We start from the raw sequence: 15,587 nt of genomic DNA on the forward strand, positions 1-15,587 counted from the left end.
ACAGAGCGTTCAACTCCTCATTTCGAGGATACGTCATGAAGGCAATGGTATTGGAGAAGCCCGGTTCGCCGTTGAAGGCTATGGATCGCCCCGACCCTACGCCGCGACCGGGCGAAATAAGGCTCAGGGTCGAAGCCTGCGCCGTCTGCAGGACCGACCTGCATGTCGTTGACGGCGATCTGCCGCGGCCGAAGTTGCCGCTTGTGCCCGGCCACGAAATCGTCGGCATCGTGGACCTTGTTGGCGAGGGCGTGTCACAGTCTCGGCTTGGCCAGAGAGTAGGCGTTCCGTGGCTGGGACATACTTGCGGGCATTGCCCCTATTGTGTCGCCGGTGCCGAGAACCTTTGCGATCTGCCTTTTTTCACCGGCTACACACGTGATGGCGGCTTCGCCAGTCATGTCGTTGCCGACGAGCGTTTCGCCTTCGATCTCGACGCCACGGCGGATCCAGTGTCGCTAGCGCCACTCCTATGTGCAGGGCTGATCGGCTGGCGCTGTCTCAAGAAGGCGGGCGGCGGCAGGCGGCTAGGGATCTACGGCTTCGGCGCCGCCGCGCATATCATCACGCAAGTCGCGGTCTGGCAGGGACGTCAGATCTTCGCCTTCACGCGGTCCGGCGATGCTCAAGCACAGGAATTCGCGCGCTCGTTGGGCGCTGTCTGGGCAGGGTCGTCCGAGGAATTGCCCGCTGCCGAGCTCGACGCGGCGATCATTTTCGCCCCGGTCGGCGACCTGGTGCCAGCGGCTTTTCGGGCTGTGCGCAAAGGCGGCCGCGTGGTTTGCGGCGGTATCCATATGAGCGACATCCCGCCGATGCCTTACCGACTTCTCTGGGGAGAAAGAGAGTTGGCTACAGTCGCCAATCTTACTCGCCGTGACGCGGAGGAATTCTTCCCGATAGCGAAGCGCGCTCAGGTGCGCACGCACACAAAGGTCTATCCGCTGGAGCAGGCCAACCAGGCGCTGGAGGATTTGCGGATGGGCAGGCTGAGCGGCGCAGCGGTTCTGCGGCCATGATGCCTTGGATGAGTTGGCCGGCCAGTTTGACTTGGCGCAAGGACAGCACGCGACCGCGCAAGCAGGATAGGCTGGGAATGTAAATGCTTGTCCTGCCACCCGGATGGAGGATCGTCATGAAGACCATATTCAAGCTTGGACTTGTCGCAGCCATACTCATCACCTGCAATACCGGCGCCGTTCGAGCTGCTTCACTCGTCAAGGTCTCCCTTTGGGACAAAGGCGCAAGTACTGAGATGCCAATCGGCCTCGTCTATGCGACGCCAGGACTGGACATGACAAAAGCCACCATGGGCATGAAGGTTTCGCCCGGTGCCCTGAAAGCCGGAAGGGTCACCTTCAAGGTGAAGAATGATTCCAAGGATACCGTTCACGAAATGATCGTGATGTTTCTCGCCGACCCGAAGAAGTCCCTTCCTTACATTGACGCCGAGAACCGGGTCGACGAAGACAAGGCAGGCGACAAGGGCGTGGTTTCGGAACTGGATCCCGGCAAATCTGGATCATTTGACCGTTGATCTGAAAGCGGGAAAATACCTGCTCATCTGTAACGTGCCAGGCCACTACGGCGCCGGCATGTGGGCCGAATTTACAGTTGATCCATAGGCTGGTGGCTCTCGGCTGAAATCCGCGACCGCTTTAGCTTCGCAGCTTGGGTGAAATCGCCAGTTTCGCTCGAAATTTAGGGCACCCTGCCAAGAAGTGGCTCGGCATTTGTCGGCCGGAGCCAGCACTCCCGATTGCTCTCGCGATTGTTACGGCCACCGACCTCAAAGCCCTCGCTCGCCGAGCAGACGCATTTGCCCGATCCACTTCGCCCGTTTCGCCTTGCTCGTGCTGGCGACCATGCCGAACAGCGTTTCCCTTACTGGCCTGATGCCGACAAAGTTGAGGATGCTGCGTCGCATGCCGGCAATCCCGTGGCTGAGGAACCAGATCCGGTAGACGGCCGCGGGCATTCCCATGGTCACGACCAGGCGGGCGGAGCGACCACGCAACAACGATTTGGCGAAACCCTCGCCTTTGGCTGGGTAGGCGAACGCCGTGCCTGGTCGCATCACCTGCTCGAGGAAAGCCTTCAGCATCGCCGGCACTGTGCCCAGCCAAAGTGGGAAGACAAAGACGAAATGCTCCGCCCAGACGACCGCCTCGGCAGCTTCCTTGAGACTGTCGGGGATCGCTCCGTGCTCGAACTCCTGCATCGTCCGAAGGAGCGGAATGTCCAGCAAGGCCAGATCGATCCTGCGTACGATATGGCCCGCACGTTCAGCACCATCGGCGTAAGCAGAAGCCAGAGCCCGGCAGAGCCGCTCCGGTGATGGATCGGGGTGGCCGATGACAACGAGGATATGGCGAGGCACCACTTGGCTCCTACCAACCAAGAAACTGCTAGGGCCGTTCCACGCGGGCGACCTGGTAAGTGTGCATGGCTCCGTTGCGCCTTATCGAGACATACTCGCCGGTCACGAAGCATTCGTCGTCGAGGTGAAATCCGGCCTCGTCGTCACGGTCGCCCTCGGTATAGTCGAAAAACCATTGTCCGCCCGGCTTGCGGCGCAAGCGCCCGATAAGATCGTCTTCGCCGGCTCGGAAATGGCGGACGCGGCAGAGCGCCTGGTGTGATTTCCATTCCTTGGCGTCCAGTCGTCCTTCGTCTGTGAGCGGTGCCAGCACATCATAGCCTTCCTCGCGGTCGCCTTCCGGATGGCCTTTTTCGCGAGCAAGAAGCAGGCGGATATTTCTGAATTTGGGGGTGAGGTCGTGCAATGCGGTCATGGCAAACTCCTTCGAGGCCATTCCTATCGCAGCGTCCGAGCTGGGCCTTGATCAAGGTCAAATGGCCTGACTTCGCGAAAGGTTAGCTCGTGCCTGTCGGAATATGCTCGCGAACCCAGCCAACGATCTGGCTGGCGCTCATCGCGCCCGAGATTCGCGCTATTTCTTTCTGACGATGAAACAAGATCATCGTCGGGATGCCGCGAATACTCAGTCTCGCCGCGATAGCCTGCTCTTTGTCGGAATTCAGCTTGATCAGCCGAACGTGAGGCTCAAGGGCCTTGGCGGCGGCTTCATAGGCCGGCGCCATCATCTTGCAGGGACCGCACCAGGGAGCCCAGATGTCGACTAGCACGGGCAGACTGCCGCGCCCGACCTGGCGATCGAAGTTTGCCCCATCGATGTCCTGCGGCAATCCCGAAAATAGCGGCGCACCGCACTTTCCACATTTCGCGTCGGTGCCATTCCGGCCGCGCGGCACGCGGTTGACCACCCCGCATTTGGTGCAAACCACCAGATTCTCCTGCGACATGACCTTTCGGCGCTCCTATTTCCGACTGTGCCCTAAACGCCCCTCGCCAAGCGCACGCAGCGCATTGAGGATGACGGCGACGTCTATCCCCTCCTGAAGCAACGCGCCTGCCACTGGCGTCAGGTGCCCCATGGCGGCCGCGATCATCGCAGCGCCCGAAAGCGCCAGTCCCACAATGATGCTCTGCAGGGCGATACCGCGCGTGCGCATGGCGATCCGCAACGCCTCCGCAACCGGCTGCAGGCTATCGGTCAGCACGACAACATCGGCGGCTTCCGATGAGGCCGTACCGCCGCGAGCTCCGAGCGCGACGCCAACGGTCGCCGCGGCAAGCGCAGGAGCGTCGTTGATGCCGTCGCCGACCATCATCGTCGGCGCCGTCGCCTTCTCGACCTTGACCGTTTCGACCTTGTCCGCCGGCGTGGCATCGGCAAACACGGCGTCGAATTTGAGCGAAGCGGAAACTTTTTCGGCGGCCGCGCTGTCGTCGCCGGTGAGCATGACTATCCGCGTGACGCCTACCGCACGCAAAGCGCCAACCGTTTCGATAGCATCTTCGCGTATGGCGTCTCCGAATGTGAAGATACCGGCAAGTCGGCCATCCAAAGCCACGAACACCCTCAGCACTTGCGCGCTCCGGTGCCGTTTTTCAGCACTTTCCGCCCATCCTGGCAGCGGCCCGCCCCCAAGAACGAGCGGCCTCGACCCGGCGGCGACCGACATCCCGTTCACCAGACCCTTGAGGCCTTCTCCACGATGCTCGCGGACATCACAAGGTTGGGAAAGCGTTAGCTTTCTACGGCGGGCGATGCGGACGATCGAATCCGCAAGGACATGGTGGGAGGCCTGTTCGAGCGAGGCCAGCAGCCGCAGCACTTCATCGGCTTGCCGATCTGGAGCGACGTCGATCTCGATCAGCTCGGCGCCGCCCAGCGTCAAAGTTCCCGTCTTGTCGAAGATTGCGGTGCGTATCTGGGCGAGCGCCTCCAGCGCCGCGCTGCCTTTCATAAGAATGCCGGCGCGGGCAGCGCGCGATACGCCCCCGATGAACGCAACCGGCGCCGCGAGGATCAGCGGGCAAGGCGTGGCGACCACCAGAACCGCGAGCCCTCGGATCGGGTCACCCGAAAGTCGCCAGGCGATACCCGCGAGCAGGAGAGTGACCGGGAGCAGGAGCAGCGCGAAACGATCAGCGATGCGTATGAATGGCGCTTTGGCCGTTTGCGCTGCCGCGACCATGCGCACGATCGCGGCATAAGTGCTGTTGTCGGCGATGGCCGAGGCCCGCATGAAAAAGGCTTCGCCGGCATTGACTGTGCCGCTGCGCAATGCGTCGCCGGTGCCGCGACGCTCCGGCAGGGGCTCGCCGGTGACTGTCGATTCATCCAACACGGCCGAAGCGTCGATCAGGAATCCGTCGACCGGCAGCAACTCGCCGGCGCGCACCAGAAGCTCGTCGCCGACCGCTACTTGCTCGATCGGAACCGTCTCGGTGCCCTGTGCGCATTTACGATGCGCGACGCGCGGCGCCCTATCGGTCAGCGCTCTGAGATTACGTTCCGCCCTACCACGCGCGAAGTCTTCCAGCACCGTGCCACCGGCATACATGATGGCGACAACCACCGCTGCCAGAGCCTGCCCCAGCAGCAGAGCCGCCGACATCGAAACCAGCGCGATCGCGTCGACGCCGATCCGGCCGATCCAAAAATCCCGCAAGATGGAGATGGCGAGTACGACAACGACCGGCAGGGTCGCCACTGTCCAGATTGTGTCGGGCGAGAGGGGACCAGTACCGCTCCGCCACACGCCCAACCCAAGTGCCAGACCCGTTATGGCGATGAGCAGCAGCGCGCGCCGCAGTACGGACTCGTCCATGGCGTCAGCCATCAAAGTTCGCTGATCAATTCCTGCAGCGCCCGCCATGCGAAATGCGGATTGCAGGCGCCGGGGATCATGTAGGGCTTGAAGTCGACGCCCAGCTTGACCTTCATCGTGTGCTGGATATCGATCCTCGTCAGGATGCCGAAGCCCTTGCCAGCAAGCTTTTTGGTGACATGTTCGATCGCCGCGGCAAACGGCATGTCGAGGTTTTTGCTGAGATAGTAACGCATAGGAGCCTCCTTCGACGGAATACCTTCGCCCACAGAGCAGCTTGGTCGCAAGCGTCGCTTTAGCTAGCCGCAGGAGGCCGGTGCCGCTTTGATCCAGCGCAATGAATGCTCGCCGCCTTCGGTGAATGTGACGGCAAGGAGTTTTCCGGGATGACGATCCGAAATCTTGAATACGCGATCTCACCGAAATCCGTCGTTGTCGTCGGTGCGACCGGGCGCGAAGGCTCTGTCGGTCGCATTGTCCTCGACAACATCGTCGGCGGCGGCTTCGAGGGAGAGATTTGGCCGGTTAATCCCAAACACTCGCAGGTGGCCGGCCACCGTTGCTACGGTAGGGTTGCCGACCTGCCGGGCATTCCCGATTTGGCCGTGATCGTTACCCCTCCCGACACCGTCCCCGCTATCGTGCGTGAGTTGGGCGAAAAGGGGACGCGAGCTGCCGTCGTCATCACCGCGGGGCTCAATCACGCCAATGGTCTGCGCCAGGCGATGCTCGATGCGGCCAAGCCCTCGCTTATGCGCATCATTGGGCCGAACACCGTCGGGCTGATGGTCCCTCCAGCGAAGCTCAACGCCAGTTTCGCCCATATGGCGGCGAGGCCCGGGAACATTGCGCTGATCTCGCAATCCGGCGCGATCGCCACGTCGCTGATCGACTGGGCGGCCGAGAACAATGTCGGCTTTTCCCGGATCATTTCCCTCGGCGACATGGCGGACGTCGACGTCGGCGACTGCCTGGACATGCTGGCGGGCGATTTCCACACGCGCGCCATCGTGATGTATCTCGAAACGGTACCCAATCCGCGCAAGTTCATGTCGGCCGCGCGGGCGGCGGCGCGCCTCAAGCCGGTCATAGCAATCAAGCCTGGCCGGCACGAACAGGCGGCCAGGGCGGCGGCGACACACACAGGCGCGCTTTCTGGCGCGGACAGGGTGGTGGACGCCGCCTTGCGACGGGCAGGGGTGCTTCGTGTGGATGATCTCGCGGAGTTGCTCGATGCGGCCGAGACGGTCGCGCGCCACGCTCCCCTCGAGCGAGCACGCGTCGGCATCGTCACCAATGGCGGCGGGGCCGGCGTTCTTGCCGTCGACAAGCTCGTCGATCGTGGAGGCGAGTTGGCTGAACTTGCGCCTTCGACGATCACGCGGCTCGACCATCTGCTCCCGCCGACCTGGTCGCGTGCGAACCCGATCGACATCGTCGGGGACGCGGCGCCGGAGCGCTACGGGGCGGCGCTCGAGGCCTTGGCGGCGGATCCGGGAACGGACGTCGTCCTGGTGATGAACTGCCCCACCGGACTTGGTTCTTCGGCAGGCGCGGCCAGGAAGGTGGCCGAGCTCGGCGACGAGGGCGAGATCGGAGGAAAACCGCTTCTGGCGTGCTGGCTGGGCGAGCACACCGCGCGAGAGGGCCGGCGCGTCCTGACGGAAGCCGGTATCGCCTGCTTCGAGACGCCGGAGGACGCCGCGATCGCGGCGTCCTATCTCAGCAAATGGTCGCAGGCGCAGCGGGCGCTCCTGCGGACGCCCTCGAGCCAAGGTGATGACCGGGCCGACGGCAAGGCCGCCGCACATGCGATTTTCCGGCAGGTGGCCAGCGAAGGACGGCGCATGCTGACGGAGCCGGAAGCAAAAGCGGCGATAGCCGCCTACGGTATCGCCGTGCCTGAAACCATTGTCGCCGGCACCGTCGCGGAAGTGGCGCGGGCAGCCGGCGAGCTTCTCGAAAGCTCGGAAAGAGTGGTCGTCAAATTGCTGTCGAAGGTGGTTTCACACAAGTCCGATGTCGGCGGCGTGGTCCTCGACATCGCGACCGCCGAGAAGGCGGCGGAGGCCGCCCGGTCGATCGAGGCACGCTTGAGCGCGCAGGCGGCGGGGTCGAAGCCGGACGGCTACACCGTGCAAGCAATGGTCGCGCGCAAGCATGCGCAGGAACTCATTTTGGGCATGAGCGTGGATCCGATGTTCGGGCCGGTCATTCTGTTTGGCGCCGGCGGCACAGCTGTCGAGATTGTGAACGACACCGCGATCGCCCTGCCGCCGCTTGACGACGTGCTGGCCGCGGACGCGATCGACGCGACCAGAATAGGCCGCCTGCTTGCCGGCTATCGCGATCGCAGGCCAGCCGACCGAGCCGCGATTATCGCCGCGCTCAACGGTCTGTCGCAAATGATCGTCGACTTTCCCTGCCTGGTGTCCCTCGACATCAACCCACTGCTGGCGGACGCAGAGGGCGTGATAGCGCTCGACGCCCGCATCGAAATCGACCCGCGCCGGGTGGATGAAACGACGCCAAATCCGGCTCTTGCGATCAGACCCTATCCGTCAGGATGGAGTCGCGATCTTCTCTCCGACGGCCTCTCCTTCCACATCCGGCCGATCATGCCGGCGGACGTAGCGCTCTATCCTGCGTTCCTGGCCAAGATTTCACCCGATGATCTGCGGCTACGGTTCCTGTCACTCCGGAAGAACTTTCCGGATCAGATGTTGAAGCGGCTCACCCAGCTGGATTATGATCGCGACATCGCCTTCGTCGCGCTGGAAAAGGACACGGGAGCGCTGGCCGCAATCGGCCGGCTTTCCTGCGACCCCGATCACAGGACCGGCGAATATGCCTTGCTCGTTCGGTCGGATCTTCAGGGCCATGGCCTCGGATGGGACTTGCTGAAACAGCTCATCGACTATGCGAAGGCTGACGGCATCGGTCGTATCGAAGGCACAATCCTCAACGAAAATTGCAAGATGATCACAATGTGCCGCGAGTTCGGCTTCTCGATTGCGCACCATGCCAGCGAGCCGGGCCTGTCTGTAGCGAGGCTGGAGGTCAGCTAAGCGACGGCAGTGTCTATCTCATCCTGTCTTTCTGAAGCTGACCGCGGTTGAAGCCATGCCTTCCATCAAGGCCACCATCTCGGCGGTGATTTCGGCCACCTTGCGGTCCGCCTCGATCTTGCGCCAGGTCAAAGCACCGGCGTCGCGCTGCAATTGCCGTGACAGGATGTCGACCGTGGCATCCGACGGGCCGCCCTTGCGCTCGCCGACCCGGCGCCAAAGCACGGACGGATCGGCGGCCAGCCAAAATCCTGCAAACGGGACATTCGCCTCGTTCGCGGCGCGTTCGACCTTGTCGCGATCCTTCGGTTTGTCGAATACCGCATCGGCGACGACGGAGCCGCCTTCGGCAAGGATCAGTCCCGAACGCCAGGCGATCTGGCGATAGACGCGTTCAGAGACGCCGGGCCGGTAGGCCTTGTCCGGCAGTCTTGTTTCAGCGGGCACGCCATGCATTGCCTTGCGGATGCGGTCGCTCTCGACGATCCGGGCGCCAGGCGGCGCGCCGATCCGCGGTGCAAGCGCCTCGGCGATCGTCGTCTTGCCCGAGCCGCTCAGACCACCGATCGCGATGAGCCGAGGCGGCGTTTCGGCAAGCAGGACTTGCGCAAGCTGGAAATAGGATCGTGCGTCGGCGACCAGCTTTGTTGAGTCCTGGCTGCCCTCCTCGACCTGTGTCGCGGTCACGTGAGCACGCACAGCCGCCCGCACCGCCATGAAGAAGGGCAGCAGGATGAAGCCGTCCTCGTCGTCGGCGTCGTCGAGATAGCGATTCATCACCAGATTGGCGAACTCCGGAAAACCGCGATGCCACAGGTCCATCAGCAGGAATGCGAGATCGTAAAGGACATCGACGGTGGCGATCTGATCGTTGAACTCGATGCAATCGAAGAGGCGAGGCTCGCCATCGAAGACGCAAATGTTGCGCAGATGCAGGTCGCCATGGCAGCGACGGACCCGGCCTGTCGCCTCGCGCCGGTCAAGCAGAGCGGCATGGCGGGCGAGGGCGGCGCGAAACGCCGCGTTGAGCGTATCGATCTCCGTTTCATCGAACACGTGGCTTGTCGCAAATCCGGCTGAATTGATTGCAAGCACGCCGCCGATGTTCTCCGATCCGCCGGCGGCATGGATCACGTCGGCACTGCGGTGGTATTGCGCAATCCTGCGCGCCACATTCGTCATCAGCGCCGGGGTCAACGTCCCTGCGGCGGCCATGCGATCGAGGAGGTTCGACTGATCGAAGCGAACCATCTCGATAACGGCATCAACCAGTTCGCCCGATCCATCCAAGGCAAGCTGGTCTCCCGCGCGCGTGATGCGGTGGACATCGAGATAGAGACCGGGAGCCGTTCTGGAGTTCAACTCCACTTCCTTTTCGCACGCGGCGACCCGCCACTCCGGCGTCGAAAAATCGACATAAGGCAGCTTGACCGCGCGCTTCATCTTGAATGCGCGTTGGCCGACAAGGAATATCCGGGAGATATGGGTTTCGATCGTCTCGACCGGGCCAGCGTCGCCATAGGTGGCGGGGTCCTTCAGCATGTCGACCACGGTGTCTTGGTTCTGAACGATCATCGCCTGTCGCCTTGACTTTGGTTGCCTTATCCTTCGAGTCGCCAGCTCCGCGTGTCGTGCTAGCGCTGGAGGGTCTTGACGTAACCGGCGAGGTTTTGAATCCGTTCCGTGGTCACGGCCTCCCCACCGTAGGGACCGTATTTCTTCACGTCGTCAGGCAGGAACTGATTGCCCCAGACCGGCATGTCGCGCTCGCCATGCTCCGGAACGAGGCCGCGGCCGTCGATTGTCGCGTAGACCCGCCAGTAGGGGAACTCCCCGCCATTGCGCCTCGTGAGCGTGGTCAAATTCGCAGGGCGCTTCCGCAACAATTCAGCCATCGGTCCGTCACCCCTGCCGTCCACGCCGTGGCAGACGGCGCAGGAATTCAGATATTCCTGCTCTCCGTTGCTGATCTGCTGTGCCGCCGCGGCGCTCAGCGTCAACGCGAAGAAACCCATCGTCGTCCGGAATCTCATTTGATCCGCCTCCAGCCTTTGGGTCAGGCTAAGGCGTTCCGCGCGCGCAGACGTTGATCGGGATCAATCTCGAGTAGGCCTTGCCGTGTTGCCGTTGGTCATTCCTCGTCTACTGGCCCGATGGCTGGGCGCTGCGCCCGGATCGAAGATCCACAGAAACGATGGCTCGACCTCGCGGCTCGTGCCGGACACGGCCTCCCTTACGTTCTCCTCATCACGCTACCATTGAGCGGGTGGTACGCCGCCTCCCGGCTGGCGAGAAACGGGCGCGATCCAAAAGTATCTGCGCCTTCAGGATAACTGGGCTGAAGCCTTTCGATCTTTCGGCTGAGAATTGCGCTTGATTGATAGTGGCGAGGTCCAGCTTGGCCGCCGCTGTCCCGCCGCAAGTGAGGGCAAGTGCCGCAGCCGCGACGAGAAGGAGCCTGACCATCGATGCACTCCACCAGAACCAGTTCGTACGACGCAGCAAGGCCGATATGGTTCACCGGCCCCACTCTAGGACCTGCTCCGCAAAACCCCGCAAGCCAGCGAGCGCCGCCTCGCCAGCTGGCAATTTGCAGCTGAGGCGGCGGCGCGGGTCTTCGCTGGCCTAACGTTTGGCACTCAACCGTGCGCCATTAAACTTCTCAGCCATGCGAGAACCTTGCTGCCTCCAAGCGTCCTGCGCACCCTGCCGGCCGCCCAGTCGGCCCGCATCGTGGCACCGGCGTGGCAACTGCAGACGATGTCGTGCAACTGCCAGTCGGACAGTTCGAAGAAGCGCTTGGCTTCGCCGTAAGTGTCCGATTTCAGGCCCGATTGACGCAGCAATGAATCATCGAAGGCAACCGTGATCGGCGACCCGGTTGCCCGTGCCTCTTCGCGGAGCCCGGAGTTAAGATGCTCGGTACCGGTGAGCGCGGTCAGGCAGCGCGACGGATTCATTTCGAGCAGTTCCGCCCACCGTTCGATCCGCTGCTCTCTGGTCATCAGCAGGGCCGGCGCCATCGGATTGATGTCGGCGATCGACTGCAGTTCCTCAAGTGTCTGGTGTTTCATGACTAGCTCCTGTTCTTAGTTTTGTTCTTAGCTTTCAGCGGCGTCCGCAGCCTGTCGTCTTCGACCTACGGTCTTCAGCTCGACGTCCAAGAGCTCGCGGCTAAGAGATCATGGGCGCAAGCCGCTCGGGTTGCTCAAGCGACCTTCAGCCGACAGCACGCAGCGGCATATAAAGCGAAAGAACCGTCATCGATCTCTAATGTTCCAACGGCAGGGACAGATTTCGTGCAGCCGGCGCACAATGGCTCAAGCCAGGGCAGATCGGCGGTGTGAAGCGTGTGCGCGGGGACGAGGAGGCGCGCCACGCATCGCTTCAGGACTTCACGGAAGGGCCAGAAAAAGCCCTGCAACAAAACCTAGTTTCAGCGGCTCCTTTGTTTGGAGGAACCCATGTGGCCGACATTCGATAATGGGGATGAGCGCACGGCAGGTTGACGTTATGTGTCGAGGCCGACTCGAACCGCTCGCCAAGCAAGGGCAAGTGCTCTATGCTCCCATCTCCTGCGGTATCGAGATAGGTTGTCCTGGCGGGGGCGTTCCATGTTCGAAGTCGTCGCATTCTGTCGAAAAGTGCGCGCGAAGGCCGCAGCCTTTAGCTTGGTCCTTGCCGCGCTGTTGGGCTTGCTGTTGCTCGAACCGCACGCCGCCAACGCCGCGCCGAACTGGACGCTCGATCCTGACGCCTCGGTGCTCACCTATCAGTCGGTCAAGAAGAACACGATCGTCGAGACCAACAAGATCAGGAATATCACCGGCACGCTGAGTTCCGCCGGTGACGCCAAGGTCAGCTTCGATCTCAATTCCGTCGACACGGGCGTCGACCTGCGCAATGTGCGCATGCGCTTCCTGTTCTTCGAAACATTCAAATATCCGACGGCCGAGCTGACGGCGAAGGTCGACCCGGCCGCATTTGCCGACTTGCCGGCCAAACGCCGGATCAAGGCAAGCTTGCCGTTCCGGCTGAGCCTGCACGGCGTCGATAAGGATCTGGAGGCGAGCGTCGTCGTAACCATGATCAGCGACACTCAGGTTTCTGTCGCCTCAGAGGCTCCCGTCGCGGTGCATGTCGAGGATTTCGGCCTGCTGCCGAACGTCGACAAGCTGCAGCAGGCCGCCAATGTGACGAACATCGTGCCCACCGCCTCGGTGTCCTTCGACTTCGTCTTTGTCGCCGACGGCAGCAAGCCGGCCGCGGTGCAGACAGTCGCTGCCGGCACCACCGGTGTCGGTCCCGTGGCCACCGACGCCGCGAAGGCCAATTTCAGCGACGAGGAGTGCCTCAACCGGTTTGCCGTGTTGTCGCGCACCGGCGCCATCTACTTTCGTCCGGCTAGCGCCCGGCTCGATGCCAAGAGCCGTCCGCTGCTCACCGAAGTTGAAGGTGTCGTCGGCAAATGCCCGACCCTGAAGGTGGAGGTCTCCGGCTACACGGACTCGGACGGCTCGCCCGAGGCCAACAAGGCGCTCTCCGAACGGCGCGCGCAGGCGGTTGCCGATGCGTTGGTCGCCGGTGGCGTGCCGCGTCAGCAGATCAGTGCCGCCGGCCATGGCGAGGAGAGCCCGGTTGCCGCCAATGACACGCCGAAAAACAAGGCGCTCAACCGGCGGATCGAATTCTCCGCCACGAAGCTCGCGAACTGAGGTCGGGGTGGGTTCCCGTACAATCGCGTTTTGCGCCGCCTTGCTTCGCGGCGCCGGCCTTGTCGCGCTCGTCCTGCTTTTGACTTTGACGGCCGCCAGTGCCGAGCGCCGTATCGCGCTGGTGCTCGGCAACTCGCAATATCAGCACGCCGCGCCGCTCGCCAATCCTGCACGCGATGCCCAGGCGATGGCCGATCGCCTGCAGAACCTTGGTTTCGAGGTGGTCTCCGGCTTCGATCTCACCAAGCAGCAGACACAGACCACGGTCGCCCAGTTCGCCAAGCAGGTGCGCGGCGCCGATGTGGCGCTGTTCTTCTATGCCGGCCATGGCCTGCAGGTTTCAGGCAAGAACTATCTGCTTCCGGTGGATGCCGCGCTCGAGGACGAGACCTCGCTCGACTTTGAGGCCGTGTCGGTCGATTTCATCTTGCGCCAGATGTCTCGCGAGACAAGCATAAGGCTGGTGTTTCTGGACGCATGCCGGGACAATCCTCTGGCCGATGTGCTGGCAAAGACCGCCGGCATCAAGGGTGCAAGCAGCGGCCTTGCGGAAATTCCGATCGAGAATGGCGGCGCCGGAACGCTCGTCGCCTTCGCCGCCAGTCCCAACCAACTCGCCTATGACGGGTCCGGCGACCACTCGCCCTTCACGACGGCATTGCTTCAGCACATTGGGGAATCCAATGTCTCCATCACCGAAGCGATGAACAGAGTGACCAGCGACGTCTTCAAGGCGACCGCCGGCAAGCAACGCCCCTGGATCAATGTCTCTTTGACCACCGAGGTCGTCCTGCACAAGGTCGATCTCAACGCGCCGTTGATCGTCGGCGAGGCGAGCACCCCGCAAGCTGAAGCCGGATCCGACACGCGCAACACCGGCGCTTCGCCAGGCCAGAACACCGACCAGCTTGCGCTTGATACGCTGCGTGCGAAAATCCCGAAGCTCGCTACCGACGGCCCTATCCTTTTCGATCGTCCCGTCAAGTTTGGCGACCCGGCGATCGACGGCAAGAGCATCGCCCAACTGATCAAGAGCGAACCGCTTTTCAGTCCGGTGGAAGGCCTCGACAAATCGGTCTGGGAAGGCAAGCACTGCGACAACTGCCATGAGTGGAATGAGGTCCGCCTTTGCGAGCAGGCGAAGAATTTCGCCGCCAACGACGTCTCGGTCCTGCGCCTGCAGCATCCGCTTGGTACGCGCTTCAAGGTCGCGCTGGCCAGATGGGCGCAAGGCGGCTGCAAATAATGCCGGCCTGAGGCCAGCAATGACGGGTGGCGCGTAGGGATCGGCGAATGCCGTTACGCCTCCATCTCCGCCATCTGGATGCCCATTTCGACAAAGGCCGAAAGCACGGAAAACCGGTCCGCCAGCGAGGCGCGGGCCAACCCGGCCAGAATTCCGGCATTGACGGCATGAGCGGCAGGAAATCCGGTCGACACCATGTCGAGAGTCGGGTCGCGCCACACCGCTGCCAGAGCGATCCAGGCGGCCGGTGTTGCCGGCGGCAGGTCAAGGGAATTGCTCAGGACGGCTTGATGGTGGGGATTGTCAGGTTCGCCGACGCGGTCATGGACAAGCGCCAGCAATTCGAGATCCCGGTCCGCGAGGAGCTCGGCGAGATTGCTCAGGCACTCATGTCCCCACCAGACGGCGGCTCGCTCGGGCAGAAGGTAGGCACAGAACGTGACTGCTTCTTCCGGCACGCGCCCGGCAAGCAGGGCTCGGCAAAAATCAAGCGGCGGCTGGCCCGTGGCCAGCGATTTCATGTCCCTGGCGATGGCGGGACAAGCAAGAAACAGATCCCGTGCCGTTCTGTATCCGAGTTCATTGGCCATGGCTGCCACACCCCAAGAACCACCAGAACAGCACTCAAGCCTGTGGCCGAGCGCCGGTCAAGCGTCAGTCGTTGGCAGATGGCGGCCACGAGCGGCATGCGTTTGTTCACAGACAATCGCTTCCCGATTTGATATGATGCGCGCCAGCGAAATCCTCTTAGACAGGAGTGACGGTCATGCGATGGGGCAGTTCAGCCTTGGCATTGGCGGCCATGCTTCTTGCAACGCACGTCTTTGCCGATCCGCTTCAGAAATCAGAAGACATCGTCAAGTTCTTCGCCGGACAGTCCGGCAATCTGGGTGCCGCGCGCGGCATCTGCGTCGGCACCGAGGAAGAGTGCAAGAGCAAGGCCGAGAAGACTGGCTCAGCTGCACAAAAGACCGGTCTCGACATGATGATCAATTTCGCCCTTGATTCCGCGCAACTCGACCAGACGGCGCGCACCGAACTCGACGAGTTCGCCAAGGCGCTGAAGGACAATCGGCTGAGCACGTTCAGCTTTGTCGTTGAAGGTCATACCGATGCAACCGGCCCCGATCGCTACAACCAGGACCTGTCGCAGCGCAGGGCCCAGTCGGTGGCCGCTTTCCTCGAAGCGAACGGCGTTGAATCGGCGCGGCTCGAAGCGATCGGCCTGGGCAAGTCGCACCCGCGGGTCGCCAATCCTTACGATCCGGTCAACCGGCGCGTGGAAATGCGCATCAGGACCGAGTAAGCGGTCGCCGCCAGGCCGATCCGGCAACAGCGATAGCGGCAAAAGGGAAC

The 15,587-nt window shown here is 62.5% G+C and carries 16 protein-coding genes; 7 read left to right on the top strand and 9 right to left on the bottom strand.

What is annotated here, in order from left to right; genetic code table 11:
* The first annotated feature begins 35 nt into the window (after window positions 1-35).
* The 3 genes from JG747_RS13915 (at window position 36) to JG747_RS36965 (ending at window position 1,625) form a co-directional block, all read left to right on the top strand.
* On the top strand, window positions 36-1,019 hold the full coding sequence (locus tag JG747_RS13915) for a zinc-dependent alcohol dehydrogenase family protein (RefSeq protein WP_019859830.1): 984 nt from the start codon (window positions 36-38) through the stop codon (window positions 1,017-1,019).
* A gap of 116 nt (window positions 1,020-1,135) precedes the next feature.
* Window positions 1,136-1,537 (top strand): hypothetical protein, encoded by a 402-nt coding sequence (locus JG747_RS13920; RefSeq protein WP_020628957.1) that lies wholly within the window; start codon window positions 1,136-1,138, stop codon window positions 1,535-1,537.
* A complete protein-coding gene (locus JG747_RS36965; RefSeq protein ID WP_236952301.1) occupies window positions 1,527-1,625 on the top strand; it encodes a sulfocyanin-like copper-binding protein in 99 nt (32 codons plus the stop codon). The genes JG747_RS13920 and JG747_RS36965 overlap by 11 nt, the downstream gene beginning before the upstream one ends.
* 164 nt (window positions 1,626-1,789) lie before the next feature.
* Here JG747_RS36965 and JG747_RS13925 read toward each other — a convergent pair whose 3' ends face one another.
* From JG747_RS13925 to JG747_RS13945, 5 genes are all read right to left on the bottom strand, one after another.
* The gene (locus JG747_RS13925; RefSeq protein ID WP_027047146.1) at window positions 1,790-2,380 is read right to left on the bottom strand and encodes an NAD(P)H-dependent oxidoreductase; all 591 of its coding nucleotides are present in this window, start codon (window positions 2,378-2,380) and stop codon (window positions 1,790-1,792) included.
* Window positions 2,381-2,408: 28 nt separating this feature from the next.
* Complete coding sequence (locus JG747_RS13930) at window positions 2,409-2,795, bottom strand: hypothetical protein (RefSeq protein WP_032921232.1); 387 nt, start codon at window positions 2,793-2,795, stop codon at window positions 2,409-2,411.
* 82 nt (window positions 2,796-2,877) lie between these two features.
* Window positions 2,878-3,327: a thioredoxin TrxC gene (gene trxC / locus JG747_RS13935; RefSeq protein WP_202362008.1), complete on the bottom strand. Its 450-nt coding sequence runs from the start codon at window positions 3,325-3,327 to the stop codon at window positions 2,878-2,880.
* Window positions 3,328-3,342: 15 nt separating this feature from the next.
* Window positions 3,343-5,202: a heavy metal translocating P-type ATPase gene (locus tag JG747_RS13940; RefSeq protein WP_202362009.1), complete on the bottom strand. Its 1,860-nt coding sequence runs from the start codon at window positions 5,200-5,202 to the stop codon at window positions 3,343-3,345.
* An 11-nt stretch (window positions 5,203-5,213) separates the two neighbouring features.
* A complete protein-coding gene (locus tag JG747_RS13945; protein WP_202362010.1) occupies window positions 5,214-5,438 on the bottom strand; it encodes a DUF302 domain-containing protein in 225 nt (74 codons plus the stop codon).
* Between the two features lie 150 nt (window positions 5,439-5,588).
* Here JG747_RS13945 and JG747_RS13950 point away from each other — a divergent pair, with 150 nt between their 5' ends.
* Entirely contained in the window at window positions 5,589-8,270 is a 2,682-nt protein-coding gene (locus tag JG747_RS13950; protein WP_202362011.1) for a bifunctional acetate--CoA ligase family protein/GNAT family N-acetyltransferase, read from the top strand.
* 18 nt (window positions 8,271-8,288) lie between these two features.
* On the opposite strand, the gene JG747_RS13955 is transcribed toward JG747_RS13950, so the two are convergent.
* The 3 genes from JG747_RS13955 to JG747_RS13965 all read right to left on the bottom strand — a co-directional run bounded on the left by JG747_RS13955 (window position 8,289) and on the right by JG747_RS13965 (window position 11,344).
* Window positions 8,289-9,845: a bifunctional aminoglycoside phosphotransferase/ATP-binding protein gene (locus tag JG747_RS13955; protein WP_202362012.1), complete on the bottom strand. Its 1,557-nt coding sequence runs from the start codon at window positions 9,843-9,845 to the stop codon at window positions 8,289-8,291.
* Window positions 9,846-9,904: 59 nt separating this feature from the next.
* A complete protein-coding gene (locus JG747_RS13960) occupies window positions 9,905-10,303 on the bottom strand; it encodes a c-type cytochrome (protein ID WP_051726851.1) in 399 nt (132 codons plus the stop codon).
* Between the two features lie 606 nt (window positions 10,304-10,909).
* A complete protein-coding gene (locus JG747_RS13965) occupies window positions 10,910-11,344 on the bottom strand; it encodes a hypothetical protein (protein ID WP_019859818.1) in 435 nt (144 codons plus the stop codon).
* 540 nt (window positions 11,345-11,884) lie between these two features.
* Here JG747_RS13965 and JG747_RS13970 point away from each other — a divergent pair.
* Both JG747_RS13970 and JG747_RS13975 read left to right on the top strand, forming a co-directional pair.
* A complete protein-coding gene (locus JG747_RS13970) occupies window positions 11,885-12,985 on the top strand; it encodes an OmpA family protein (protein WP_019859817.1) in 1,101 nt (366 codons plus the stop codon).
* Between the two features lie 7 nt (window positions 12,986-12,992).
* Window positions 12,993-14,231, top strand: coding sequence for a caspase family protein (locus JG747_RS13975; RefSeq protein ID WP_244748395.1), 1,239 nt, complete (start codon window positions 12,993-12,995; stop codon window positions 14,229-14,231).
* Window positions 14,232-14,284: 53 nt separating this feature from the next.
* Here the strand turns inward: JG747_RS13975 and JG747_RS37815 are convergent, their stop codons facing one another.
* Complete coding sequence (locus JG747_RS37815) at window positions 14,285-14,821, bottom strand: DUF6931 family protein (RefSeq protein WP_156315148.1); 537 nt, start codon at window positions 14,819-14,821, stop codon at window positions 14,285-14,287.
* A gap of 212 nt (window positions 14,822-15,033) precedes the next feature.
* On the opposite strand from JG747_RS37815, the gene JG747_RS13985 reads away from it, so the two are divergent.
* Window positions 15,034-15,537: an OmpA family protein gene (locus tag JG747_RS13985; RefSeq protein ID WP_019859816.1), complete on the top strand. Its 504-nt coding sequence runs from the start codon at window positions 15,034-15,036 to the stop codon at window positions 15,535-15,537.
* Window positions 15,538-15,587 lie beyond the last annotated feature (50 nt).

The sequence above is a fragment of the Mesorhizobium sp. 131-3-5 genome, from assembly GCF_016756575.1.
Classification (GTDB): domain Bacteria; phylum Pseudomonadota; class Alphaproteobacteria; order Rhizobiales; family Rhizobiaceae; genus Mesorhizobium; species Mesorhizobium jarvisii.

Excerpts from the sequence above, each read along its gene's own strand:
- JG747_RS13915 (WP_019859830.1), top strand. The coding sequence starts at position 36 with ATGAAGGCAATGGTATTGGAGAAGCCCGGTTCGCCGTTGAAGGCTATG.
- JG747_RS13920 (WP_020628957.1), top strand. The coding sequence starts at position 1,136 with ATGAAGACCATATTCAAGCTTGGACTTGTCGCAGCCATACTCATCACC.
- JG747_RS13930 (WP_032921232.1), bottom strand. The coding sequence starts at position 2,795 with ATGACCGCATTGCACGACCTCACCCCCAAATTCAGAAATATCCGCCTG.
- trxC (WP_202362008.1), bottom strand. The coding sequence starts at position 3,327 with ATGTCGCAGGAGAATCTGGTGGTTTGCACCAAATGCGGGGTGGTCAAC.
- JG747_RS13940 (WP_202362009.1), bottom strand. The coding sequence starts at position 5,202 with ATGGACGAGTCCGTACTGCGGCGCGCGCTGCTGCTCATCGCCATAACG.
- JG747_RS13945 (WP_202362010.1), bottom strand. The coding sequence starts at position 5,438 with ATGCGTTACTATCTCAGCAAAAACCTCGACATGCCGTTTGCCGCGGCG.
- JG747_RS13950 (WP_202362011.1), top strand. The coding sequence starts at position 5,589 with ATGACGATCCGAAATCTTGAATACGCGATCTCACCGAAATCCGTCGTT.
- JG747_RS13955 (WP_202362012.1), bottom strand. The coding sequence starts at position 9,845 with ATGATCGTTCAGAACCAAGACACCGTGGTCGACATGCTGAAGGACCCC.
- JG747_RS13960 (WP_051726851.1), bottom strand. The coding sequence starts at position 10,303 with ATGAGATTCCGGACGACGATGGGTTTCTTCGCGTTGACGCTGAGCGCC.
- JG747_RS13965 (WP_019859818.1), bottom strand. The coding sequence starts at position 11,344 with ATGAAACACCAGACACTTGAGGAACTGCAGTCGATCGCCGACATCAAT.
- JG747_RS13970 (WP_019859817.1), top strand. The coding sequence starts at position 11,885 with ATGTTCGAAGTCGTCGCATTCTGTCGAAAAGTGCGCGCGAAGGCCGCA.
- JG747_RS37815 (WP_156315148.1), bottom strand. The coding sequence starts at position 14,821 with ATGGCCAATGAACTCGGATACAGAACGGCACGGGATCTGTTTCTTGCT.
- JG747_RS13985 (WP_019859816.1), top strand. The coding sequence starts at position 15,034 with ATGCTTCTTGCAACGCACGTCTTTGCCGATCCGCTTCAGAAATCAGAA.